The 23,317-nt window shown below is 56.1% G+C and carries 18 protein-coding genes; 6 read left to right on the top strand and 12 right to left on the bottom strand.

What is annotated here, in order from left to right; genetic code table 11:
• Positions 1 to 29: 29 nt before the first annotated feature.
• From ACXAD0_RS15225 to ACXAD0_RS15215, 3 genes are all read right to left on the bottom strand, one after another.
• Positions 30 to 4,823 (bottom strand): CapA family protein, encoded by a 4,794-nt coding sequence (locus ACXAD0_RS15225; protein WP_475089433.1) that lies wholly within the window; start codon positions 4,821 to 4,823, stop codon positions 30 to 32.
• Between the two features lie 421 nt (positions 4,824 to 5,244).
• Positions 5,245 to 7,284: an NADPH-dependent 2,4-dienoyl-CoA reductase gene (locus ACXAD0_RS15220; protein WP_475089431.1), complete on the bottom strand. Its 2,040-nt coding sequence runs from the start codon at positions 7,282 to 7,284 to the stop codon at positions 5,245 to 5,247.
• A gap of 141 nt (positions 7,285 to 7,425) precedes the next feature.
• Positions 7,426 to 8,325 carry a LysR family transcriptional regulator gene (locus ACXAD0_RS15215; protein WP_475089430.1) on the bottom strand — a complete coding sequence of 300 codons (900 nt, stop codon included), beginning with the start codon at positions 8,323 to 8,325 and terminating at the stop codon, positions 7,426 to 7,428.
• A gap of 105 nt (positions 8,326 to 8,430) precedes the next feature.
• On the opposite strand from ACXAD0_RS15215, the gene ACXAD0_RS15210 reads away from it, so the two are divergent.
• The 5 genes from ACXAD0_RS15210 (at position 8,431) to ACXAD0_RS15190 (ending at position 13,195) form a co-directional block, all read left to right on the top strand.
• A complete protein-coding gene (locus tag ACXAD0_RS15210) occupies positions 8,431 to 9,108 on the top strand; it encodes a histidine phosphatase family protein (RefSeq protein ID WP_475089428.1) in 678 nt (225 codons plus the stop codon).
• 173 nt (positions 9,109 to 9,281) lie between these two features.
• A complete protein-coding gene (locus ACXAD0_RS15205) occupies positions 9,282 to 10,496 on the top strand; it encodes an acyl-CoA dehydrogenase family protein (RefSeq protein ID WP_475089426.1) in 1,215 nt (404 codons plus the stop codon).
• A gap of 59 nt (positions 10,497 to 10,555) precedes the next feature.
• A complete protein-coding gene (locus ACXAD0_RS15200) occupies positions 10,556 to 11,611 on the top strand; it encodes a phosphotransferase (RefSeq protein WP_475089424.1) in 1,056 nt (351 codons plus the stop codon).
• A gap of 2 nt (positions 11,612 to 11,613) precedes the next feature.
• A complete protein-coding gene (locus tag ACXAD0_RS15195; RefSeq protein WP_475089422.1) occupies positions 11,614 to 12,378 on the top strand; it encodes an SDR family oxidoreductase in 765 nt (254 codons plus the stop codon).
• 31 nt (positions 12,379 to 12,409) lie between these two features.
• On the top strand, positions 12,410 to 13,195 hold the full coding sequence (locus ACXAD0_RS15190; RefSeq protein WP_475089420.1) for an SDR family NAD(P)-dependent oxidoreductase: 786 nt from the start codon (positions 12,410 to 12,412) through the stop codon (positions 13,193 to 13,195).
• 20 nt (positions 13,196 to 13,215) lie between these two features.
• On the opposite strand, the gene ACXAD0_RS15185 is transcribed toward ACXAD0_RS15190, so the two are convergent.
• From ACXAD0_RS15185 to dinB, 4 genes are all read right to left on the bottom strand, one after another.
• Entirely contained in the window at positions 13,216 to 13,659 is a 444-nt protein-coding gene (locus ACXAD0_RS15185; protein WP_475089418.1) for a hypothetical protein, read from the bottom strand.
• Positions 13,656 to 14,204, bottom strand: coding sequence for an RNA polymerase sigma factor (locus ACXAD0_RS15180; protein WP_475089416.1), 549 nt, complete (start codon positions 14,202 to 14,204; stop codon positions 13,656 to 13,658). The genes ACXAD0_RS15185 and ACXAD0_RS15180 overlap by 4 nt, the downstream gene beginning before the upstream one ends.
• Before the next feature lie 69 nt (positions 14,205 to 14,273).
• A complete protein-coding gene (locus ACXAD0_RS15175; protein WP_475089415.1) occupies positions 14,274 to 14,504 on the bottom strand; it encodes a DUF6116 family protein in 231 nt (76 codons plus the stop codon).
• A 195-nt stretch (positions 14,505 to 14,699) separates the two neighbouring features.
• The gene (dinB, locus tag ACXAD0_RS15170) at positions 14,700 to 15,782 is read right to left on the bottom strand and encodes a DNA polymerase IV (RefSeq protein WP_475089413.1); all 1,083 of its coding nucleotides are present in this window, start codon (positions 15,780 to 15,782) and stop codon (positions 14,700 to 14,702) included.
• An 82-nt stretch (positions 15,783 to 15,864) separates the two neighbouring features.
• On the opposite strand from dinB, the gene ACXAD0_RS15165 reads away from it, so the two are divergent.
• Complete coding sequence (locus tag ACXAD0_RS15165) at positions 15,865 to 16,389, top strand: peroxidase-related enzyme (RefSeq protein ID WP_475089411.1); 525 nt, start codon at positions 15,865 to 15,867, stop codon at positions 16,387 to 16,389.
• Positions 16,390 to 16,470: 81 nt separating this feature from the next.
• Here ACXAD0_RS15165 and ACXAD0_RS15160 read toward each other — a convergent pair whose 3' ends face one another.
• The 5 genes from ACXAD0_RS15160 to ACXAD0_RS15140 form a co-directional block, all read right to left on the bottom strand.
• Positions 16,471 to 16,638, bottom strand: a complete 168-nt coding sequence (locus tag ACXAD0_RS15160; RefSeq protein ID WP_475089409.1) for a DUF1328 domain-containing protein — start codon at positions 16,636 to 16,638, stop codon at positions 16,471 to 16,473.
• Between the two features lie 164 nt (positions 16,639 to 16,802).
• The gene (gene fdxA, locus ACXAD0_RS15155) at positions 16,803 to 17,126 is read right to left on the bottom strand and encodes a ferredoxin FdxA (RefSeq protein WP_475089408.1); all 324 of its coding nucleotides are present in this window, start codon (positions 17,124 to 17,126) and stop codon (positions 16,803 to 16,805) included.
• Positions 17,127 to 17,256: 130 nt separating this feature from the next.
• Positions 17,257 to 19,899: a DNA mismatch repair protein MutS gene (mutS, locus tag ACXAD0_RS15150; protein ID WP_475090398.1), complete on the bottom strand. Its 2,643-nt coding sequence runs from the start codon at positions 19,897 to 19,899 to the stop codon at positions 17,257 to 17,259.
• A 268-nt stretch (positions 19,900 to 20,167) separates the two neighbouring features.
• Positions 20,168 to 20,830, bottom strand: a complete 663-nt coding sequence (locus ACXAD0_RS15145; RefSeq protein WP_475089407.1) for a TetR/AcrR family transcriptional regulator — start codon at positions 20,828 to 20,830, stop codon at positions 20,168 to 20,170.
• 160 nt (positions 20,831 to 20,990) lie between these two features.
• The gene (locus ACXAD0_RS15140) at positions 20,991 to 23,300 is read right to left on the bottom strand and encodes a TonB-dependent receptor (protein WP_475089406.1); all 2,310 of its coding nucleotides are present in this window, start codon (positions 23,298 to 23,300) and stop codon (positions 20,991 to 20,993) included.
• Positions 23,301 to 23,317 lie beyond the last annotated feature (17 nt).

Raw genomic sequence — 23,317 nt, 5'->3', positions numbered from 1 at the left:
CTTGCCAGCCTGCTAAAGTTTTTTGAACATTAATTGTTACTTTCCAAAAGGCTGGATACGTCTCCAAAGTCTGAATCCCTTCTCGATCCCTTGATGAGGATTAAATCGTTGTCCTTTGCCTCCCCTGAGAGATAGTCCACCAGGTCCTTTGCTGTCGTAAAGTGCGGGCCCAGTATGTTCTCGGGCAACTCGGGGCGCAGGTGTTCCATTTCATCGCCGTGTGTGATCACCCAGTCGGCTCCGGTGGCGACCAGTGGTGGGGCGAGGCTCTTGTGTAAATCTTCAGCTCGGTCTCCAAGGTGAACAATTCTTCCGAGCACCGCGATCTTCCTGCCGCCCTGATCCGGACGCGAGTGCTGGAATACTGAGAACGCATTGAGCATGGAGTTAATGGTTGCATTCCAGCTATCGTCGATCACATTCACCGATCGGTCTCCGACTTTGATCGCTTTGCGATCCAGGCAGCCCTCGCGGGAGTGGTAGTGGGATAAGCTGTTGATCGCCTGATCAAGGTCGCGCCCCATTGCGTAGACGGCACTCAAGGCAGCGATGGCATTGCGGACCATGCCCTGTCCAGGTATCGGAAGAGTAAAGCGGACTTGCCGTTCCGGGAAAGTCACAACGACCGAACTACCCGTCGAATCTGCCTCAATTTGATCGATACGGATATCTGCTTGTTCCGATGAGCCAAATACCAATACTCTGGATGCATGCTTGCGTGCCATGCGGAGGACATAATCCAGATGCGGAAGGTGGTCCCCGACGATGGCTGTTCCGCCGGGCTCCAATCCGTCAAAGATACGGGATTTCCAGCGCGCAGTATCTTGCTCTGTCTTTACTTTGCGTGTTGCCTGGGAAATACCAATTTCCGTAACGATGGCGACGGTTGGCCTGAGCACCCGCGTAATAGGGCCGCGCTTCATCCACAAGGCGCTTTGTGCTACTTCAATGACCGCAACTTCATGCTCCGGACTGAGGCTGGCGAGCATGGATGGTGCGCCGACTCTGGTGTTGTAGTTGCCCAGGCTTGAGAGGACTTTTTCCCGGTTACCGAGCATATTGCTCAGAAGGTTGACGGTCGTAGACTTCCCTGCAGTACCCGTGATCGCAACCAGGTCTCCGTGGAAACGGCTGCGCGCTGCGATTCCGAGTTCGATAATGGCCTTGATCGGATCCTTCACCAGCAGCAGTGGGAAATTTGCGGGGAGACCTTCGACGGGCTTCGAGACAATGGCTCCAGCCAGTTTTGGATGGAGCTTTTTGAGCTTTCCATGTTGGTCCCACATCTTGGTGGGCGTACTGGTACTTTGCTCATGGTACAGGCGGTCCTGTCGACGGTGAGCGACAAACAGCGCGGGCTGCAAAGACTGATCGATAAATGAAACGCCCGAAACCACACTGCGTACAAACCACCCTTCTGGCGGCGGCACCAGCCAGGTTCCCCCGGTGACCGCCGCCAGTTGTCGTGCAGTCCAGGTTTGTCCAGGTTTTACGGAGTCGATGAATTCCGGGAAGTGGCTGCGGTAGGAAGGTACCGAAGGAGAATTTGCACCAGCGCGCAATGCCACGCGTATGTCAAAGTCGGGTAGCGGAACGGGTGCTATTTGCTCACGATTGGAAACCAGGCCGACATGCATCCGCAGCACATTATTTTCCAATGTCTTGGTCGCCGGTGGACGCAATCCATAGCAGTCTCTGTAAATTCGTCCGGGTTGCCAGCGACTGGTGGGGAGCTGCCAATCACATGGATCGTGATCCATTGATTTTCCCCAATAGGGCATCTTCCCGGGTTTTGTTGGAATTGCCCGGATGTCGAGGCGAAAATCATCTACCAGCTCCGCGTCGGTCGTCCAGAAGGATTCAACCCAGAGCATGGTTCGTGACTGAACCTCACGCGGCGTAACCTGGAATCCCAACAGCGTGAGCGGGCCGATTCGCAGGGGCGCGATCTGGCATTCATCTGGGATAGCAGTCACTTCCCATTGAGATGCAAGCTGTTCTGTAGATGGCTGCAGATGGTCGAGCTGGTAAGCGGTCCTGTAGCCGGCTTTCGCCGGTGATCTCTTCCGCGGCGGAGGGGCCAGGGGGAGTGAGGCAGTACCCGCGGGCGTCATCTCGAGCTCGCAGCCGAGCGCGCGACAGGATGTCGCAAAGCGCTCACAACTCTCTTCTGCTGCGCTACCGGTCAGCACCTGTGTATACCCGAAGCCCACGCCCACCGGGCAAAACTCGACGGCTTCAATGCCGTGTTCACTAATGCTCAACCGGAAGACGCCGCTTGGCGCCAGCGAGCGACGCACTGCGTCAAACAACAGGTCGCCGGCATCGTGCAAAATTGGCCGCCCCTTATGCAGTTCAATCCCCTGCAGTCGATGTGCACTGGTACCCAGTACTGCGTCTGCGCCCGCATCGATGATAGCATAGCCAACTGCCCGCTCATCTTCGGCAGGGTGCTCCTGCTGATTGGGGCCCCAGTGGACCGCGACAAGAACAACATCTGCCTGCTGCCGAATTGCCTCGATACGTGGGGCCAGTAGTATTCTCCATTCCTCGGGGTCCTGGAGAGAGAGATGGGCAATCCCGGGCGTGTCTTTACCTGCTGCGAAATCGGCCTGAGTAGCGTCCAGAGAGAACAGTGCAACATTGAGTTCACCGGCGGATCGAATCACCGGCTGCAGCGCATCCTGAAGGTTCTTTCCCGATCCTGCGTGACCGATTCCCACTCGATCCAACCACTGATTTTGTTCCAGCAGTGCTTCAGCGCCATAGTCGCCACTGTGATTGTTGGCCGTGGCTACCAGATCCACCTTTGCTGTGGCGAGTAGACTGAGCATTTCCGGTCTGGCGCGAAAATAGTACGGTGAGGCCTCTCCTTTATCGACACCCTGTATGCCGGACGTTGCGACGACACACTCGAGATTCACAATGGTCAGATCTGCATCACTCAGGGGGGGCAGATCGCCCAAAACCTTCTGTTCACCGAGCTCGGCGGTACGATAATGCTGGCGGCGCGCAAGGTTCACATCTCCACCAAATGCCACGGTCGCTGAATGTTCTGCAGGAGTCCTTTGCGCGATGGTGGTTGCTTGTTGCGATCGGGTAAAGGCATTGGCCGGTGCCGTGGTTCCAGATTCGGCCAGTGGCATGTTCGGTGCCGCCAATCCACGAGCCTGCGTGGATCGATCCATCAGGTATTTGCGATAAGCAACGAATCCAGACAGGTAGTGCTCTACATCATCGATACGAATACGGAAAGCATGGTGTCGGATGAAAAAGCTTCCCAGGATCTTTCCTGGCTTCCGGAAGTACATCGCGATTTCTGGCCAGAAATACCCGTTGAGGAGGTATTCAGCGCGTTTATGCAGCGCCCGGTAAAACCACGTAATATCCAGGGCAGCGAGGAGGTGGGACAGCTCTGCTGAATTTTGAAGACGAACCACCATCTTTTCAGCAGCCATCATCAGTTCCAGAAGCGTTGGGAAGGTGGTAATCCGGTTTTCCACAAAATCCAGATAGCCCGCAACATTATCAATGCCGAATTTGAAATACTTCTCCTCAGGACAATAAAGGGTGAGTTCATTGACACAGTAGCTGAGCCAGTGATCGTGTGCTCTCCAGTGCTCTGCTTTGATAAAGTATTCGAAAGCACGCTTGACCAATGTGAGCCAGCGTTCATCTCTGGTGAGGCCGTACAGTCGCATGAGACCAAATGCGGCTTCGCCATCGTAGTAGATGATGCGCGATTCCTCTTTGATGGTCAGGTCCGGATATTCGAGGACATGGACAAACTTACCGGACGATGCGTCCTGCATATACTCGATACCGCGTGCCAACTTGTCCATCAGGGGCAGGTATTCTTTGGACCCCGTTAAATCACAGAACTTAACGAGTGCGAGCAGGCAAACTGCGTTGCCTCCCAGTTTGATCTCTCCATTCCCCTCGACGAGAAATGCGCCGGTACTGCCGTCGGTCAGCTTGACCGACTTGATCATCCGCGTGACCAATTGTCGCAATGACCTGTCGATAGCTTGCTTTGTGGCATCGTCTTGAGTGACTTCCCAGCCCTCGAGCATCGCGTAGGTGCTGCTCGCATGGCGCAGGGCGTTGTATGCGCCGATATCCCGGTCGAAGCAGGCGTGGACACCATAGATGAATCGTCCATTTTTCTGTACCTGGTCCGCAAGGTATCGACTGCTTGATTCAATCACCTTATCGACGGTATAGGGTGTGAGCGCAGTGAGTATGCGTCTGCCTGCATTTCTGCCAGGGCCGTACAGTCGAACGGGTTCATCGGTTCCGCTGGTGAAGATGCCTTCTGTATGGAGTACCAGGATCTTGCTGTCATCTTCAAAGTTTACTTGGAGGGTAGCGCCAAATTTCTTCCTGGCATAAATCAGAAAGTTTTTTTCATTGATGATCGCATGAGGAATCTCATTGCCTCCGTAGAGCATGGCGTTGCCATTGAGCTCTTGCTCAAGAAAGGCATATTTGCGGTTTTTTCCCAGCGCCAGTCCATAGCGAAAGTAGTTTCGCTTGGTCTTCGAGAGGAGATCCCTCAGGGTGTTCCAATCGGTCTCAGTAGCTTGTGTGACCCAGTCAATTCGCAGCCAGCGCACGTCGACGCGCTTGCGCTCTGCAAGTCGGCGGCACTGCTTCGCCCCCTTCTGCCAGGCACTCTCGAAGTCATGTTCCGTGACGTGGACGACGGACGCGCGCTCTTTGCCGTCACAGATAGAAAAGAAGAGGGTGATGGGGGTTTGAGCTCTGCTGGTTCCCTGTTCAACGGAGGGGCGAGAGCGGAGGAGCAAGTCGGAAAGCGACATGTGGGACCTCGATGTCGGATCACTGGAATTCGAAATTAGAGCCCGACTGCAGATAAGGGCGGTGGAGGTGCGGTGTCGCGCAATGTGAGGCGATGCGCCGAACGTTCGCCTCATCAGAATATGTTGGAAGAAACCCCAATCGTTTTTGACACGGTTGGGTAGGATTTTTTGGCTGGGAAGCCATTCCCTGAGTCGGTGTTTTAGATCCGGATTTTTGGAAGCCGGCGATTGTAAACCGAGCTCGTCGCGTTCCATGCGATGCCTGCGTTACTCCATGGGCAAGTATAGAACCCGGTTATGGGGGGCGCTAGAAACCGCGCGATGATAACGACGGTTCGAATCGACTGATCGTGACTGTGATTGCGTCGGAAAGCACTGCCACCGAGCCAGCCCAGCGTTCAATGCGCAGCTACTACAGGTGCTAGAGTGAGGCCGCTAAACGCGTTCCTTGATCGATGGCTCGCTTGGCGTCGAGTTCTGCGGCAACATCGGCACCGCCAATCAAGTGTGCTCGGAGTGCACTGTTCTCCAGTGCTTCAAAAAGATCTCTTGCCGGGTCCTGCCCGGCGCAGATGACAATGTGATCAACTTCCAGTACTTTAGGTTTGTCGTCGATAAGAATATGGAGGCCCTGATCGTCGATCTTTTCATAACTGACGCCTGCCAGCATGTGGACCTTTCGATGCCGCAAACTGGTCCGATGGATCCATCCGGTCGTTTTTCCCAGTCCTGCGCCGAGCTTTGTTGTTTTGCGCTGCAGCAGGTAAATCTCGCGTGGCGATTCCGGAGGGCTCGAGGGTTTTAATCCGGCGCGGTGATCGAGCGCGATATCTACGCCCCATTCATCGAAGAACGCTTCCTTATTTGAGGCGATCAGGTCGCCGTCGCTGAGCTCTTCTTCCTGTGGATGGGCGAGATACTCTGCCACGTCAAAGCCGATTCCCCCAGCCCCGATGATTGCGACTTTGCGGCCCACGGGGCGCCGGTATTTTAATACGTCGAGATATCCGAGCACTTTATCGTGGTCGATGCCGGGAATTGATGGCGTGCGTGGCTGTACTCCGGTCGCAATAATGACTTCATCAAATCCGCTTAAATCGGTGGTGGTTGCGCGATGGTTGAGCCGAACCTCAACGCCCTTCAATTCGAGCTGTCGACGAAAATACCGGAGGGTTTCCTCAAACTCTTCTTTGCCGGGTATCCTTCGTGCAATGTTGAATTGTCCGCCGATGCTGGCATCAGCCTCAAACAGAGTGACGTGATGACCTCTTTTGGCGGCAGTGGTGGCAGCTGCAAGCCCCGCAGGTCCCGCTCCGACCACACCGATGCGCTTCGGAGTTTTGGTGGGGAGTATTAACAGTTCGGTCTCGTGACACGCCTGGGGATTCACCAGGCAAGAGGTGAGTTTGAGCACAAACGTGTGATCAAGGCATGCCTGGTTACAGCCGATACAGGTGTTGATCTCGTCGCTGCGGCCCTCTGCTGCCTTGTTCACGAAATCGGGGTCGGCGAGGAAAGGGCGTGCCATGGAAATCATATCCGCATGACCAGCGGCAATGATCGCTTCACCGACCTCCGGCATGTTGATGCGGTTGCTGGTAATGACAGGTACGTTGAGGTGTTTGCGTACTTTTTCCGTGATCTGGGTGAATGCCGCGCGGGGTACACTGGTGGCGATGGTGGGAATACGGGCTTCATGCCAGCCGATACCCGTGTTGATCAGGTTGGCGCCAGCCTGTTCGATACGCTGGCCTAATGCGACCACTTCGTCAAAGCTACTGCCGTCCTCCACCAAATCGAGCATCGACAGCCGGTAGATGATGATGAACGCTTCGCCGAGTGCCGCGCGAACCCTGCTCACAATCTCCACCGGCAGTCGCGTCCGGTTTTCGAAGCTACCGCCCCAACGGTCAGTTCGCTTGTTGGTATGGGTAACCGTGAACTGATTGATGAAATAGCCTTCCGAGCCCATGATCTCGACGCCATCGTAGCCAGCGTCCCTGGCCAGGGCGGCGCAGCGCACAAAGTCATCGATTTGAGACTCGATTTCCCCATCGGTCAGTTCCCGGGGGCAAAACGGGTTGATGGGCGCCTGTAGCGGTGATGGTGCGACCAGATCTGGGTTGTACGCATAGCGACCCGCATGCAGTATTTGCATACAAATCTTGCCGTGATGGGCATGTACCGCAGGTGGGATAACGCTGTGTTGCTGAACTTCTTCTTGCGTTGTGAGTTTCGCAGCTCCCATTGCCACGCAGCCTTCCTCATTTGGTCCGATTCCACCGGTGACAATCAGCCCAACGCCGCCGCGGGCGCGCTCGCCATAAAAGGTTGCGAGGCGCTCGAATCCTCCCGGATGTTCCTCCAGATTCGTATGCATCGAGCCCATCAGTATCCGGTTCTTCAGTTGGGTGAAACCGAGATCAAGCGGCGCCAGTAAGTGCGGGAACGTGTGGGACATCGATAGCCTCTCAGCGGTGATGCCCCGCAGCGTTATCCTGACAGGGCAAGGTACTGGAGGCAGCATAGCAGTCGCAGAGTGGGGCTCCCCGCGACAGGGCGGGGCATGATGGCCCCCGAATGGAACTCTGCGTCTTTTTAGTTATTTCCCGAACAGATCTGAAACCTGTGTGCGTAGCCAGACGTTGGCCGCTTCGTCATGCAGATTGCGGTGCCAGAATAAATACCAGTCAATTTGCGGAATATCGAATGGCGCTTTGAACAGCTTGCCGGGATATTGCCGCGCGATAACTTCCGGGACGGTGAGTGCCAGATTGGTCTGTTGCACGACCGCGGGAGCGGCGTGGAAATGGCGTACGCGAAGCTGGATATTGCGCTGCACACCAGCCCTGGCCAGGGCCATGTCGACGATCCCGGCTCCGCTGCGGCGGGTAGATACGTGCACGTGCCCTAAAGACAAATAGTGTTCCAGACTCAGGCTCTTTTGCTTCGCAAGCGGGTGCTCGGGACGCACCATCACCACGTGGGGGTCTTTATTGAGTCGTTGCTGGTGGAGCAGCGGCACTTCAGCCATGGGGACGTCGATCCCCAGATCCAGGGTGTTGGCGGCGAGTTCCCGCGTCAAGTCGTCTCTGGGGACGTAGTAAGACTCGATACCGATGCCGGGTGCGATCCGGCCCATGCGCTCCATCAGGCGCGGGAGCAAGACACCTTCGGCCATGTCGTTCATCGAGATCCGAAATGTCCGGTTCGCCGTAGCAGGATCAAAGGCGTTGCGCTTACTGACGCTATTACCCAATAGCGCCAGGGCCTGCTGTACCTGCGGCATGATGTTTTCTGTGACCGAGGTGGGTGTCATGCCCTCCGGGGAGCGCGTGAATAGGTGATCATCCAGTTGCTGGCGCAGGCGGGCGAGTGCATTGCTCACGGCCGGTTGGGTAATGTGCAGCTGCTCGGCGGCCCGGGTGAGATTGCGGTGGCTGTAGACCGCGTCCAGAACCAGAAACAGGTTCAGGTCCATTTTTCTGAAGTTGATGGCCACAATAAGTATCACTGATATGAATGAATGCGTATCAAGATAATAAACTTCAATGATTAGGGTGCCAAGGCTATTCTACGCGGGCTCGAAGTTATAGGAGGTTGCCAAGTGGCTGAGTTGATCACTGTTCGTCATGCCCAGGCGTCATTCGGCGCAGACGACTACGACCAGCTCTCTCCCTTGGGTTGGCGTCAAGCACGCTGGCTTGGGGAGCACTGGCGACAGCAGGGAATTCGTTTTGAGCGGATCATGTGTGGGGACATGCGGCGCCACAAGGAAACCGTGAAAGCCATCTGTGAGGGGCTTGCGCTAACTTCTCTAACTGTTGAGGAGTATCCGCAGCTAAACGAATTCGACTTTGAGGCAGTACTGACAGGGTATCTCGAGCTTTACCCGCAAGAGGCGCCCCGGCCCGACGCCGGACGTGCTGATTTCTTCCGGTTGTTGAAGCGTGCCATGGGGGCATGGGCGCGGGAAGAGTTTTATGCGGAGGAGAGTTGGAGCGCATTCGGACAACGGATTGCCGAAGCGCTTGCCCTGTTAGGCGATGCACCGAGGGGCAGCCGGACGCTGGTAGTCAGCTCCGGCGGCGCCATCGCCATGATGGTGGGGCAGGTGATGTCAGCGCCTGTCGACACTGTGATTGGGCTCAATCTGCAGATCAGCAACACCGCAGTAACACGCTTTTTCGCGAGTAGTCGCGACGCAGGCATCGGTCTGCACAGTTTCAATCACGTGCCGCACCTGGACAGGGAAGAGCGGCGCGACTTCATCACATATAGCTAGGGGTTCCCCCCCCTGGGTAGTCCAGAACACTTTCGCCATCGCAGGGAATTGCGGACGAAGCGCGAGTAACCAGGTGGCGGTGCCTTACTTGGGACCTCCTCTGTACACAATAAATACCGGTATCAGAACAATAAACCGGTAACCTTTAATAGCGATGCACTCGAGGATACACCGTGGATTTTGAACACTCCGATAAGGTCAAGCGACTGCTTGAGCAATTGCGTACTTTCATGCAGGCGCATGTCTATCCGGCTGAGAAAGATATGGCCCAGCAAGTCAAACAGGACCCCTGGGGCGAGCCGGACGTGTTGCGTGATCTCAAGGCGCGGGCAAAAGCGGACGGGCTTTGGAACCTGTTTTTGCCTGATTCCGAGCTCGGTGCCGGTCTGACCAACCTCGAATATGCACCTCTGGCGGAGGAAATGGGGCGAGTGCTTTTTGCCCCTGAAGTGTTCAATTGCAACGCGCCTGATACCGGCAACATGGAGGTTCTGGCCCGCTACGGGTCCGAGCAGCAACAGGCCAACTGGTTGAAGCCCCTCCTTTCTGGCGAGATTCGTTCGGCTTTTGCCATGACCGAGCCGGGTGTCGCTTCCTCCGATGCCACAAACATAGAAACGTCCATTACCCGGGATGGGGACGACTATGTGGTAAACGGCCACAAATTTTATATCAGCGGGCTGATGAATCGCCGCTGCAAAATCATCATCGTGATGGGGAAAACCGACCCGGACAACACCGATCGCTATCGCCAGCAATCCATGGTGCTGGTACCCGTTGATGCCGACGGAGTAAAGATTGTGCGTCCGATGGAGGTTTTTGGGTTCGAAGATGCGCCGGAGGGACATGCTGAGGTTATTTTTGACAATGTTCGCGTGCCGGCGGAAAACCTGATTCTTGGGGAAGGTAGAGGGTTTGAAATTGCCCAGGGAAGATTGGGGCCTGGTCGAATCCATCACTGCATGCGCCTGGTCGGTCAGGCTCAGCGTGCGTTGGAAATGATGGCGGCGAGGGCCGAGGAGCGTGTAGTATTTGGGAGACCCATGAGCAAACACGGGTCTGTGCGTGAAGACATCGCTCGCTCCGCCTGTGAAGTGGAGCAAGCCCGCCTGCTGACCCTGAAGGCGGCGCAACAAATGGACCGTTACGGAAACAAAGTGGCCAAGGATTTGATCGCGATGATCAAGATTGTTGCACCACAAATGGCCTGTAATGTGATTGACCGGGCAATACAGATTCATGGGGCTGCCGGTGTAGGGCAAGATTTACCGCTGGCCCATGCCTACACCTACGCCAGAGCGATCCGGCTTGCCGATGGTCCAGACCAGGTGCACATGATGCAGTTAGGCAGAAATCTGGCGGCGCAATACGGGGCGGCCGGACAGTAAGCAGATCACAGGTGGTGGCTCGGGCGCTCGCAGTCAACCGCTGTGCTGAGATAGACAAAATGACAGAGACTAACCTTGCCGCCGAGCAATCGGTAGATCATCTCCCGTTGGAGACGCTGGAAGCGTATTTAAAGTCAGAGCTGGTGGGCTTCCGTGGACCGCTGCAAGCTGAAAAATTTGCCGGTGGCGAGTCAAACCCGACCTTTAAATTACAGGCGGGATCGGGCGTTTACGTTTTGCGGCGTCAGCCGCCGGGTAAATTATTGAAGTCAGCACACGCTGTTGATAGGGAATACCGCGTGATGGCCGCGCTGGCACAAAGTGAAGTACCCGTGCCAAGAGTCCTGCACCTTTGCGAGGATCCCGCGGTCATCGGATCTATGTTCTACATCATGGAATACTGCGAAGGGCGCGTATTCTGGGATGCAGCATTGCCAGAGTTTGAAAAGTCGGATCGGCACGGTGTCTACAGCGAGATGAATCGTATTCTCGCTGCCCTGCATTCTGTGGATATCAATGCGGTCGGTCTCTCTGACTATGGCAGGCCCGGTAATTATTTTGAGCGGCAGTTTGAGCGCTGGAGCGGGCAATATCGGGCGTCAGAGATTCAGCCAATAGATTCGATGAATACGCTCGTAGACTGGCTGGGCGAGCATCTTCCGGAGGATGATGGTCGCGCTTCTCTGGTACATGGGGATTTTCGGCTCGATAACCTGATGTTTGCTCCTGACGAGTCCCGTGTGATTGCCGTATTGGATTGGGAATTATCCACACTTGGACACCCATTTGCCGACCTCGCGTACCAGTGCATGCAGTTGCGACTGCCGGCAACCGGTGGCCGGGTGTCCGGGCTGATGGGGATGAATCGGGAAGATCTCGGTATTCCGTCTGAAGAGGCGTATGTTGCGGAGTATTGCGCGCGCATGGGTCTTCAGCGGATCGATAACTGGGCATTTTATCTGGCATTCAGCTTTTTCCGATTGGCCGCCATTCTTCAGGGGGTGGCAAAGCGGGCGCAGCAGGGAAATGCATCCAGCCGAAATGCCGTTCGCCTTGCGGGCCTGGTCGATCCAGTGGCCCGTTTTGCATTAGATGTAATTGAAAAAGAATACTGAACATGACGACAAAACTGTTTGATCTTAGCGGAAGGGTGGCTCTGGTAACCGGCGCGAGTCGGGGGATTGGTGCGGCAGTTGCACGCTTGCTGGCTGAGCAGGGTGCGCATGTCCTGGTTTCCAGTCGACGCGAAGAAACCTGTGTGGAAGTTGCCAAGGAAATCGTTGAAGCCGGTGGCAGTGCGCAAGCCTTGCCTTGCCATATCGGTGACATCGAAGATATTCATCGGACCTTTGGTGTCATTCGTAGTAAGTACGGACGCCTGGATATTCTGGTGAATAATGCAGCGACGAATCCTTACTTCGGACATATTCTCGATACCGACCTTGGTGCTTTCCAAAAAACCGTTGACGTCAATATCCGCGGTTACTTCTTTATGTCGGTTGAGGCTGGCAAACTCATGCGGGAGCAAGGGGGTGGCTGCATCGTGAATACCGCGTCGATCAATGCTCTCCAGCCGGGGATTGCACAGGGTATTTACTCCATTACAAAAGCCGCGGTCGTTAACATGACCAAGGCCTTTGCCAAAGAGTGCGCTCAATACAATATTCGGGTAAACGCATTATTGCCGGGTCTCACAAAGACGAAGTTTGCCGGCGCTCTATTTGAGCACGATGAAATTTACAAAGCGGCGATATCCCAGATTCCGATGCAGCGTCATGCGGAGCCTGAGGAAATGGCCGGTACGGTGCTTTATCTGGTTTCCGATGCTTCCAGTTATACCACTGGAGAATGTATTGTCGTCGACGGTGGTCTGACCAACTGAAGCCTTGTCTGAATTTTTAAGGAAACATCCCATGCCGCATGATCCATTACTCGATTTTTCAGACCAGGTTGCGCTGGTAACCGGCGCTGCGAGTGGGCTTGGCGCTGAGTTAGCGAAGGCACTCGGTGCGCGCGGGGCGCATTTGGTCCTTGGCGATATTAATGCGGAGGCATTGGCAGCGCTGGCAGATGAGTTGGGGCAGTCGGGTATCCAGGTGGTGGCGCGTCCTACTGATGTTTCCCGTGAAGAGGATTGCGCTCGATTGGTGGCCTGCGCTCAGGAAACGTTTGGGCGTCTCGATATGGCGGTGAATAACGCCGGCGTGGCCGCACCACTGCAGTTCCTTGATCAGACGTCTGAAGAGGAAATGGACCGCCAGTACCGCATCAATCAAAAGGGCGTAATGTTCGGGCTGAAATATCAGTTGCCCCTGATGCGACAGCAGGGGGCGGGTGCGATCTTGAATGTCTCTTCCCTCGCCGGCATTGGTGGTGCTCCCAAAATTGCCGCTTATTCTGCAGCGAAGCATGCGGTAGTGGGATTGACGAAGACAGCGGCAATCGAAAATGCGGGGAAAGGTGTGCGTGTTAATGCGATCTGCCCCTTTTTCACGCTAACACCGATGGTGACCGATATCGATACGCCTGACGGGGTGACGCCGGAAATGTTCCAGTCTGCGCTTGCGGAGCGATGCCCCATGAGACGCCTGGCTCTTCCGGAAGAAGTGGTGGCCGCTATGTTATTGCTGCTCTCGCCGAAAATGACCTACGTTACCGGGCAGGCCCTCGCGGTGGACGGGGGTGTCACCGCATTTTGACAGGCCAAATCACCGCACGCTTAGCGTGCGGTAGCCAGGGCTCTGCAGTGGCGTCTGGCTTTATCTCTCAGATCTTTAGGGGGATCGTCCAGCGCCGAAGCACCGAGTTGAAACTCTCGCCAAAAACGACACAAGCTGTGGTATTCCCCCGAAGCTGCCTGATCGCGTAAGTCAGACCACTCATCCCGCACCTCGGGCTTGCTGGGCGCTGGAGGCTCCCAGTAAATCACTTCGCCCTCAGGATTCTCCTTGTCTGCGGTTAGCGCGCCAAGGTATTGGGCCGGATGTGCCAGCAAAATGAGAATCGCTGTTGTTGCCAGGCCGCTGGCCGCCCCGGATAGTATTCGCCGGTTTCCGCGCGGCGCCTTGTACTTGCGCGCACTCTGCACAATCTGCTGATCTAATTCCTCCGGAGAGGAATAGTCGGTAACGGCATCGTGATATTGATGGTGCCAGGATTTCATTCGCTAACCTCTGCGATACGCCATGCCTGCCTTTCGGGGCCATGTAACCAGTGCTGCAGTCGTGCTTGTGCTTGCTGTAAATGTGCTCGACAGGTTCTCAGCGAGATTTTCTCAATATCCGCGATCGCGGCGAGCGACAGCTGGCACTCGGTATGTAGCAGCAGGATGTTCTTTTCAATGCGCGGCAGCCCGGCGATCGCATTAAGTAGCGCGTTGTCCGGAATATTTGCGTCAGGGCTTCCTGTGTCACTCGCTACTTGCTGATCTTCATTGAGCGGTTTGCCATTGGCAAGCAGGGCGCTGGCCGCAGAGAAAAGCCAGTTGCGGAAACAGCGATTGCCTAAATCCAGAGCGCCTTCCAAGACCTCTTGCCAGAGCCCGTGAATGACGGCAGTCGCACGCCGAGGATTGACCTGCGTCGTATAGCGGTACAGGGTGTCGTTAAAGCGTGCGTATAGCAGCCGGAACACGCGCGGGTTTCGCGTGGAGTAATACAATTCCAGCAACGCTTCATCGTCGAGTTTTTCCAGCTTCTTCGCGGACAATTTGGTGCGCCTCCATGCGCAAAGCCTCTCAGGTCCAGGTTGGTCCTGATGGCTGTCGATCCCGTTCCCTCAAGAATGCGACTTTTCGTTGGTTGTGATTGCTTCTGTTTGCTTCTTTCTTCTCGCCAGAAAGATCGTCAGCAATCCCAGCAGGAGCTCATCGATGAATGGCACCGGGTCGGGAATAAACAGGTTCACCAGAAAGATCGTACAGACCCACTTGAAAAGCTGCGGGTGCTTGAGGGTGCTGGCGTAACTGAGGAACCAGCTGACCAAGGTGCTTGATCGCACTCTCTTCACACTGATTTCCTCTTCAGGGCCTTTTTCAGGCGAGCCTGGCGCACTCGAAAAGGCAATCCGGAGAGCACATCCTGTGCCCTATCAGGTGACAGACGAAGTATAGTTCGCGGCTCTGATGTGGCTCGTTCCAGGGGTTAAGCCCTGCGCCAGATTTGGTGACCGGGAGGTAGGGGGGCGGAATCGAAGAAGGTGGGGTCAGGCGACGGTGATGCCGCGCATACGAAGAGGCAACGGGAGCTGCTCGGGACCTGCGTCGGCGCGCGTGTCCTTCAGGCGCAGGCCAACGCCCAGTAGGCGAATCGGCTCTGCTCTTCGCTCCCAGACCTGTTGCAGCAAGAGTTTGAACTCTGAAATACGCCCCGCCTGACTGACACGCTCCTGGGTCATGGTCGAGAAGTCGGTGTACTTGACCTTCACCGATGCACCACTCACATCATAACGGTCATCTAGCCGGTCGACCCGTTCGAGCAGGCGCATGTACAGCGTGGTGAGCTGAGATTCCCACTCTTCAAAGTCTGACAGATCACTGGAAAACGTATTCTCCACGCTGATACTTTTCCGTGAGCTACTGCTGTCGACAGAGCGTTCGTCGACACCGCGGCAGAGGTCGTACAGTCGCGCGCCAAACTTGCCAAATAACTGGCTTAACTCCACTTTGCTGAAGCGGCGCAAGTCGGCGCACGTTCGAATACCCTGACGGTGCATTTTTTCCGCGGTTACGCGTCCGACGCCATGAATCTTGGCCACCGGCAGGCGAATGACGAAGTCGTCAACTTCGTCTGGAGTAATAACGGTGAGCCCATCGGGTTTTTGCCAGTCACTGGCAATTTTTGCGAGAAACTTATTCGGTGCGACACCGGCAGAAATCGTAATGCCCAGATTCTCGCGGACTTGCCGTCGAATATCCTGGGCGATCAGGGTTGCGCTGCCCTTGAACTGGCTGCAGCTCGAGACGTCGAGATAGGCCTCATCCAGCGACAATGGTTCTATATGATCGCTAAACTGGAGGAATATTTCGCGAATTTGCTGGCTGACTTCCCGATATTTGGCCATATTCCCGGGTACTACAATGAGGTCCGGGCATAGCTGCTTGGCGCGCGATGTTGGCATGGCAGAGCGTACGCCGAACTGGCGCGCTTCGTAGTTACACGTGGAGATGACTCCGCGTCGATCACTGGCACCGCCCACAGCAACAGGTCGACCACGTAGATTGGGGTCGTCCCGCATTTCAACTGAGGCGTAAAAGCAGTCGCAGTCGCAGTGGATGATTTTGCGCATGCTGGAAGTATATCCAGTGTTTGGCGCGAGAGGCAATGTTATCTGCCGGTGGTCGAAGCCGGACAAATGGAGAACCGCAAGGATGAGCCGAATCCCCCTGGTAGACGAACCTGTCGAAACGCACGGAGAACAGATCTTTGCAGAAATAGAAGATCAGCTCGGTACTGTGCCAAACATGTTGCGTGTTTACGCCCACAATCCGCCATTGCTGGCGGCCATCTGGGGGATGTTCAGGACCTTGATGGTTGAGGGCAAGCTGTCGCGCAAGCTAAGGGAAGCCATTGCGCTGGTGGTCTCGGCAGGCAATCGCAGTGACTATGGCATAGCCCGGTACTGCGAAACCATGGAGGAGCATGGCGGAGACCCGGAGCTCATACTCAAGTTACGACTCGATCCCGACCATGCGGCATTGAATCCCAAGGAGCATGCGCTGCTGGAACTGGCGCACCACGGTAATATCGCCCCGCATGACCACGGTGAGCGATTGCTCGACGCGGCCAGGCAAGCGGGCGCAACCGACGAGGAAATCCTGGAAGCCCTGGGGCTGATGCAGTTGTTTACCGGTCTCAACCGGGTCACCGACGTGCTTGCGATCCCGAATGATTAGGGTGATGGATCGGCGAGCGCCCTGGTCCGTCATCGGACGCAGTTGGCAGCGCCGGATGTGACGCTGCCATCGTACGAAAGGTCATTGCGGCGGTTTTTTACGTCCAAAAATAAGCGCAATCACGAATAGCACCAGGAACACAAAGAACAGTATTTTTGCGACATCGCCAAAGGCCGTCGCGACACCGCCGAAGCCGAAAAAGCCTGCAACCAGTGCTACGAGAAAGAAGATAATTGCCCACTTGAGCATGTCGTTCTCTCCTCTGGGAAATGGAGGTGGCGACAGTTATAGAGTGGCAGGATAGTGATACAAAGTTCTTTTCCGCGGACCTTCTGGAGTCTGATGGCATAAAAAAAGGGCCGAGTTGAGTCGGCCCTTTTTTGTCCGGCCGGTTTCCGGCCAGGCAGTGGAACTTAGCGCTCGAGCAGTTCCAGTTTGCCCTTTTTGCCATCCCACTCTGCAGCGTCGGGCAGCGGGTCCTTCTGCTCCGTGATATTTGGCCAAACTTCCGCCAGTTCGGCGTTCAGCTCGACGAACTCCAGTTGATCCTCCGGTACTTCGTCTTCCGAGAAGATCGCATTGGCGGGACATTCCGGCTCGCACAGAGCACAGTCAATACACTCGTCGGGATGGATCACGAGGAAATTGGGGCCCTCGTAGAAGCAGTCGACAGGACATACCTCAACGCAGTCTGTGTACTTGCACTTGATGCAATTTTCCCCGATTACGAATGTCATGCTTTTCCCTCGATGATCTCTTTCACTGTTGTGGAGCCCGGTTTATTTGAGGTCGGCGCGCCGCAAGTTGCGGATTTTAGCAACATATGGCGCGAAATAAACCGAATTTTATCGTTGTAAGGCGTTTTGGTTATAACAAATTGCGCAGCAGGTATAACTGCTCCAGTGCTTGTCTCGGTGTTAAATCATCCGGATCCAGATCGCCCAGGGCCTCGACTGCTGGATGCGTGGGGGCACCAAACAGTTCTACCTGCATCGGGTTTTCAACAGGGGCGGCGGCTTCCCGCGGGGCAGGGGCCGGCACCGTCGAAGTGTCCTGGTCCAGGCTATCCGTGGCTTCAGGGGTTCGCTTATCCCCGGCTTCGAGCGCGGCGAGCCGGGCACTGGCTTCGGCCAGTACTTCTGCCGGGATGCCGGCCAGTTTGGCGACCTGCAGGCCATAGCTGCGGGAGGCCGGACCCTCCTGAATGCGATGCAGGAACACGATGTCGTCGCCATGTTCCGTGGCATCCAGGTGGATATTGGCGGCTTCCGGACATTGCTGGGGCAGGTCGGTCAGCTCGAAATAGTGGGTCGCAAACAGGGTGAATGCCCGCACATCGCTGGCCAAAAAGTGAGCACAGGCCCAGGCCAGGGACAAACCGTCATACGTGCTGGTGCCGCGTCCGATTTCATCCATCAATACCAGGCTGTTTTCGCTGGCGTTGCGCAGGATATTGGCGGTCTCGGTCATCTCCACCATAAACGTCGAGCGACCACCGGCCAGGTCATCTGCGCTGCCAATACGGGTAAAGATACGGTCCAACAGGCCGATACGGGCAGAATCGGCCGGAACATAACTGCCGCAATGTGCCAACAGGGCAATCAGGGCCGTCTGGCGCATATAGGTCGATTTACCGCCCATGTTGGGGCCGGTGATGACCAGCATACGGCGGCTGTCATGCAGGTTGATATCGTTGGCAACAAAAGGTTCGTCCAGTACCTGTTCGACAACCGGGTGACGGCCACCCTGAATGTCGAGCCCCGGCTTGCTGCCCAGCTCTGGCCGACACAGTCGCAGGTTGTCGGCGCGCTCGGCCAGGCAGGCCAGCACGTCGAGTTCGGAGATACCGGCGGCCGCCGCCTGCAACGCCGCCAGGGATTCGTTGAGCTTGTTGATCAGCTCCTCGTACAAGGCCTTTTCTCGGGCCAGTGCGCGGCTCTTGGCCGAGAGTGCCTTGTCTTCGAACTCTTTCAGTTCCGGGGTGATAAAGCGCTCGGCATTCTTGAGGGTCTGGCGACGAATATAATCCGCCGGTGCCTTGTCGGACTGGCCACGGCTGATTTCAATAAAGTAACCGTGAACCCGGTTGTAGCCCACCTTGAGGGTTGGGATACCGGTGCGCTCTTTCTCGCGCTGCTCCAGGTCCACCAGGTATTGTCCGGCGTTCTCGCTGATGCCCCGCAGTTCATCCAGCTCGCTGTCGAAGCCCTCCGCGATCACCCCGCCATCCCGGATCACGACCGGCGGGTTTTCCACAACGGCCCGTTCCAGCAGTGCCACGGTCTCCGGCCATTCGCCGGTTTGCTGGCACAAGGCCTTGAGTAGATTGGCATCACAGGCTGCCAGCTGCGCCTGCACTTCCGGGAACTGCGCGAGGGACATCCCCAGCCGGGACAGGTCCCGTGGGCGCGCCGAGCGCAACGCCAGCCGACCCAGAATACGCTCCATATCGCCGATGGGCTTCAACGCCTCTCGCAGCGGCTCGAAGCGGTAATCTTCGATCAGCGCGGCGATCGCATCCTGACGTTCCAGCAGGGTGGTCAGCTGGCGCAGCGGATTATTCAACCAGCGGCGCAGCAAGCGGCTGCCCATGGCGGTTTTACATGTGTCGAGTACGGACAACAGGGTGTTGTCGTCACCGCCGTTCAAATTCAGGTCGATTTCCAGATTGCGACGACTGGCACCATCGAGGGCCACGGTTTCGTCGCTGCTTTCCGCCTGCAGGCCGCGAATATGGGGCAGATCTGTCCGCTGGGTGTCGCGGGCATACTGCAGCAGGCAGCCGGCGGCGACCAGCGCGGCATGCATATGAGCGCAGCCGAACGCCTCCAGGTCGTGGGTACCGAACTGGCGATTCAGCAGGCGCAGTGCGGTCTCAAGTTCAAATTCCCAGGGTGCCCGACGACGCACGCCTGCGCGACGCTCTATTTCCTGGGGCACGCTCAGGTCTTCCGACAGGAGCAGTTCCGCGGGATTGTAGCGTTGGACCTGTTCCGCCAGCGTCTCCAGCGAGTCGACTTCCTGGACGACAAAGCGGCCGGTCGCCAGGTCGAGCAGGGCCAGTCCGAACAGGTCTCCCAGTGGGGCCGCCGCAGCCAGCAAATTGTCCTGACGTTCGTTTAGCAGCGCTTCATCGGTGACAGTGCCGGGGGTCACAATGCGCACTACCTGGCGTTCTACTGGTCCCTTGCTGGTGGCCGGGTCGCCAATTTGCTCGCAGATGGCCACCGACACACCCGCCTTGATGAGCCGTGCCAGATAGCCCTCGGCGGCGTGGTAAGGGATGCCGGCCATCGGAATCGGCTCACCACCTGACTTGCCCCGTGCGGTCAGGGTGACATCGAGCAGCTCTGACGCCCGCTTGGCATCGTCGTAAAACAGCTCGTAGAAATCGCCCATACGGTAGAACACCAGCTCCTGAGGGTGCTGGGCCTTGATGCGCAGGTACTGCTGCATCATCGGGGTGTGTTCGGATTTGGCGGCCTTGGGCTTAGTGGCGGTCTTGGGCATTGCTTGGGTGTAGTTCTTGGTAAATCGATATTGTTCTATGGCGGCACCCATCCTGGGGCTGCCGTTATCTTTGCTTAAAAAGTGTTCGCTCGGAGTCAGTCTCGAGTGAATCGGCCGTTCGGGGGCTGAACAGTTGCGCAGGGGGGCAGAATACCAAAGCGGAGCCCGCACGACTATCTGACCAGAAGGTCGAGAGCGGTGTTCCGGGCTACTCTTTTGACGGGTATTCAGGTTTGTTGAGAGACGCGTGTTGGCAGGGATGACCGTTTCAGCTATTCCGGTAGTCCGGGAGAGGATTGTTCACAGCATTTACCATGAGATAGCGCTGAAGGTCATTGACGAAATAGTGCGTGAACTGGCTTTGCTCACCTTGTTGCTTTGTCCGCAGTTCAAAACCAAAGTGATTGAGATTGTATAAAAGCTCGGCATATTGCAGCAGTTCTTTATCCGGCCAGGTGCAGCCATAATGGCGCAGCAGGCGCGCGAGGAAGGCGTAAAGCTTGCTGAGTGTACCGGCCACCGCAACTTTGAGCTCGCTATTTTCCCCGACGGCTCGATTTAGAGCCACGTCCTCGGGCTTGCCCCACTCGAGATCGATGAGCAGTGTTTTGTTGAGCTCGTTGAAAAACTCCTCCAGCGGCAGTTGGAGCATATTTGCAGTGAACAGGCGCTCTAAGGTCGCTACCGTTTCCTCCATTCGTTCCGCATAAAGCGCGTATAGAATGGAGTTCCGGTTGGGAAAATACTGGTAAATCGAGCCAGTGCGCACACCGGATACGTCGGCGATGTTGCGCGTGGTCATCGCATCTTCACCTTGTTCCCGGAGGATCTGGCGCGCGCCGCTGAGTATACGTTTAACGGTTTCTTGGGCGCGGGCCTGAGTAGGCATTTTCCTGGGGCTTAGAGCTGCCCGGGTCTTTGCGGCATTCATGGTTTACTAGAAATCTGGTCTCACCATCAGATCATACTGACTCTCTGTGCCGCTTGGCTAGCGCTCATCGGGCAGTAGGGTTTGACGAGTGGGTCTGAGGCAAAAAAAAGCGGCCCCATAAGGGGCCGCAAAGGTACGTGGTAAGGCGCGAGGAGCCTATTTACCAACTGTAATTTGCAGAGAGACTCCAGGTGCGTGGTGCACCGTAGATTTCGTAGACGCCGTAGAGGCCATCGCCGCGCGATTCTGCACGGTATTCCTCGTCCAGCAGGTTCTCGATGTTCGCAGAGAGGCCCCAACCGCCTTCTGCATCACCAAGGCCCAAGCGCAGGTTCAGCAGGCTGTAGCCAGGCTCTTGGAATACGGCTTCTTCAATCTCCGGGGTGGTGATCAGGTCCAGATCGCGCTCGGAGCGATAGCTGTATTCCAGCTGTACGTGACCCAGCAAATTCGCGCCGATCTCGTGTTCGTAGCGACCACTCAGGTTTGAGCTGTACTTGGAGTAGTTTGGAATGTTGGCACCTTCCAGGTTGCCCACAATTTCCAGAGAAGAGCGGTTTACGTAATCACTATCTGCGATTTCCGCATCGGTGTAACCGAAAGCCGCGTTAAGAGTGAGGTTTTCGGTTGGCAGCCAGGTGAAATCCACCTCGGCACCGTGGGTTTCCACATCACCAATGTTGACCAGACGTTTCGGGCTAACAACGCCTTCGCCGAGATCTTCACGGGCACCCATCTGTACGTCTTCACGGTCGTAGATGAACAGGGCCGCGTTGGCACGCAGTCGGCCATCCAGCCAGTCGCTCTTGATACCTGCCTCGTAGGCGAGAATGGTTTCTTCGTCGTAGGCCGCGAGCTGAGATGGATCGGTAGCGAAACCACCGAAGAATCCACCTACCTTAAAGCCGTTAGATACGCTACCGAACAGCAGAACGTTGTCGTTGGCTGCGAAGTTCACGCCCAGTTTACCGCTGACATTGCTGAAGTCGGCGGCATCATCCACGGTGATGGCCAGCAGTTGGCTGTCATCTGGCAGCATGAATTGCTGAATACCAGAGAAAGAGCGAGTCTCGTTGCTGTAGCGCAGTTCGCCAGTGGTGCTCCAGCGGTCATTCAGCGCGTATTCGGCGTGGCCGTAGATCGCGTAAGACTCGGCTTTCTGGTCGTAATACTGGTTGCTGTAAGAGGCACCACCAAATGCTGCCGGCAGGATGCCTTCACCACCGCGCAGTACACTCGCTTCGCTCAGTTCATCTTCGCTGTAGTTCGCACCCGCAATCCAGGTCAGATCGCCGCCGTTGTCGTAAGCCAGGCGGAATTCCTGCGACCACCAGTCAATTTCAGTGCCGTAGGCAATGTTCTGAAATTCGATCGGAATTGCGTCTGCGTTGACGTTACGTGCATAGTCCAGACTATCGTGAGCGGTCACACTGGTCAGGGTGTAGGCTTCAGACAGCTGGAAGTTCACTACGGCACTGGCGCCCATCCAATTTGAATCCATAGCCGGCAAAACCTGGCTACCGTTTGCCGCAGCATAGATATTGCCGTCCTGGCCCAATTCAGAAGTGGTCTGCCCGGACAGGGTGACGCAGTCGGCACTGGTGCCGTTACCCGCGAGAATTGAAGCACACAGTCCGCTAAATGGTGTGAAAGGACCGAGGTTGCCAGCATAAATGCCAACCGCACGTTGCAGTGCCAGTTCGGATTGGTCCGCACCGCCATGGATCTTGAAAGTAGCGTCGATGGTGTCGGTAGGTTCCCAGGCAAGAATTGCGCGAGTTGCCCAACGGTCTTCTTCACCGTGCTTTTTACCGGTTACGGTGTCGGTCCAGTATTTGTCATCGCTCTGTTCGATACGGCCGGAAACACGCACCGCCATGGTGTCGCTCACTGGTAGGCTGGCACCGAATTCGCCATTGGTCTGACCATATTCGCCGAAGGACAGTGAGGTAAAGCCATTTGCTTCTTCGCCCACGACAGGCTTGGCAGAAATTACCTGTACGGCGCCACCAATAGTGTTGCGTCCGTACAGGCCACCCTGTGGTCCTTTCAGTACTTCTACACGCTCCATATCGAACATGGAGAACTCAACGGCGGCAATAGAGGTTTGATATACCTCATCCACATAAAAAGAGGTAGTGGGCGAGTCGTTTACCCGGAAGTTCTGCAGGCCGATGCCGCGAACGATTACCACGGGCAAACCGCCACCGCCGATGTTCAGCATGCTGACATTGGGGATTACAGACGCGAGATCGGTGCCGTCTTCAATGCCTTGTTCACGCATTTGCTCGCCACCGAGAGCGGTAATGGCAAGACCCAGGTCCTGCGTGCTCTGTGCACGTTTCTGTGCAGTAACGGTAACTTCTTCAATAGCATACGACTGTTCCGCTGGCTGGGACTGCGCGTGAACCACTTGCGCAATGCTCAGGGAAAGAATGCCAGCAGCAGACAATTTGGTTTTTATATTCATGTCTTTCGGTCTCTTCT

This window comes from Microbulbifer sp. ABF4_148 (genome assembly GCF_056158985.1).
Note: the sequence above shows the minus strand (reverse complement) of the source record. Positions and strands in the feature narration are given on the sequence as shown.

Excerpts from the sequence above, each read along its gene's own strand:
- ACXAD0_RS15225 (WP_475089433.1), bottom strand. The coding sequence starts at position 4,823 with ATGTCGCTTTCCGACTTGCTCCTCCGCTCTCGCCCCTCCGTTGAACAG.
- ACXAD0_RS15220 (WP_475089431.1), bottom strand. The coding sequence starts at position 7,284 with ATGTCCCACACGTTCCCGCACTTACTGGCGCCGCTTGATCTCGGTTTC.
- ACXAD0_RS15200 (WP_475089424.1), top strand. The coding sequence starts at position 10,556 with ATGACAGAGACTAACCTTGCCGCCGAGCAATCGGTAGATCATCTCCCG.
- ACXAD0_RS15195 (WP_475089422.1), top strand. The coding sequence starts at position 11,614 with ATGACGACAAAACTGTTTGATCTTAGCGGAAGGGTGGCTCTGGTAACC.
- ACXAD0_RS15190 (WP_475089420.1), top strand. The coding sequence starts at position 12,410 with ATGCCGCATGATCCATTACTCGATTTTTCAGACCAGGTTGCGCTGGTA.
- ACXAD0_RS15185 (WP_475089418.1), bottom strand. The coding sequence starts at position 13,659 with ATGAAATCCTGGCACCATCAATATCACGATGCCGTTACCGACTATTCC.
- dinB (WP_475089413.1), bottom strand. The coding sequence starts at position 15,782 with ATGCGCAAAATCATCCACTGCGACTGCGACTGCTTTTACGCCTCAGTT.
- ACXAD0_RS15165 (WP_475089411.1), top strand. The coding sequence starts at position 15,865 with ATGAGCCGAATCCCCCTGGTAGACGAACCTGTCGAAACGCACGGAGAA.
- ACXAD0_RS15160 (WP_475089409.1), bottom strand. The coding sequence starts at position 16,638 with ATGCTCAAGTGGGCAATTATCTTCTTTCTCGTAGCACTGGTTGCAGGC.
- fdxA (WP_475089408.1), bottom strand. The coding sequence starts at position 17,126 with ATGACATTCGTAATCGGGGAAAATTGCATCAAGTGCAAGTACACAGAC.
- mutS (WP_475090398.1), bottom strand. The coding sequence starts at position 19,899 with ATGCCCAAGACCGCCACTAAGCCCAAGGCCGCCAAATCCGAACACACC.
- ACXAD0_RS15145 (WP_475089407.1), bottom strand. The coding sequence starts at position 20,830 with ATGAATGCCGCAAAGACCCGGGCAGCTCTAAGCCCCAGGAAAATGCCT.
- ACXAD0_RS15140 (WP_475089406.1), bottom strand. The coding sequence starts at position 23,300 with ATGAATATAAAAACCAAATTGTCTGCTGCTGGCATTCTTTCCCTGAGC.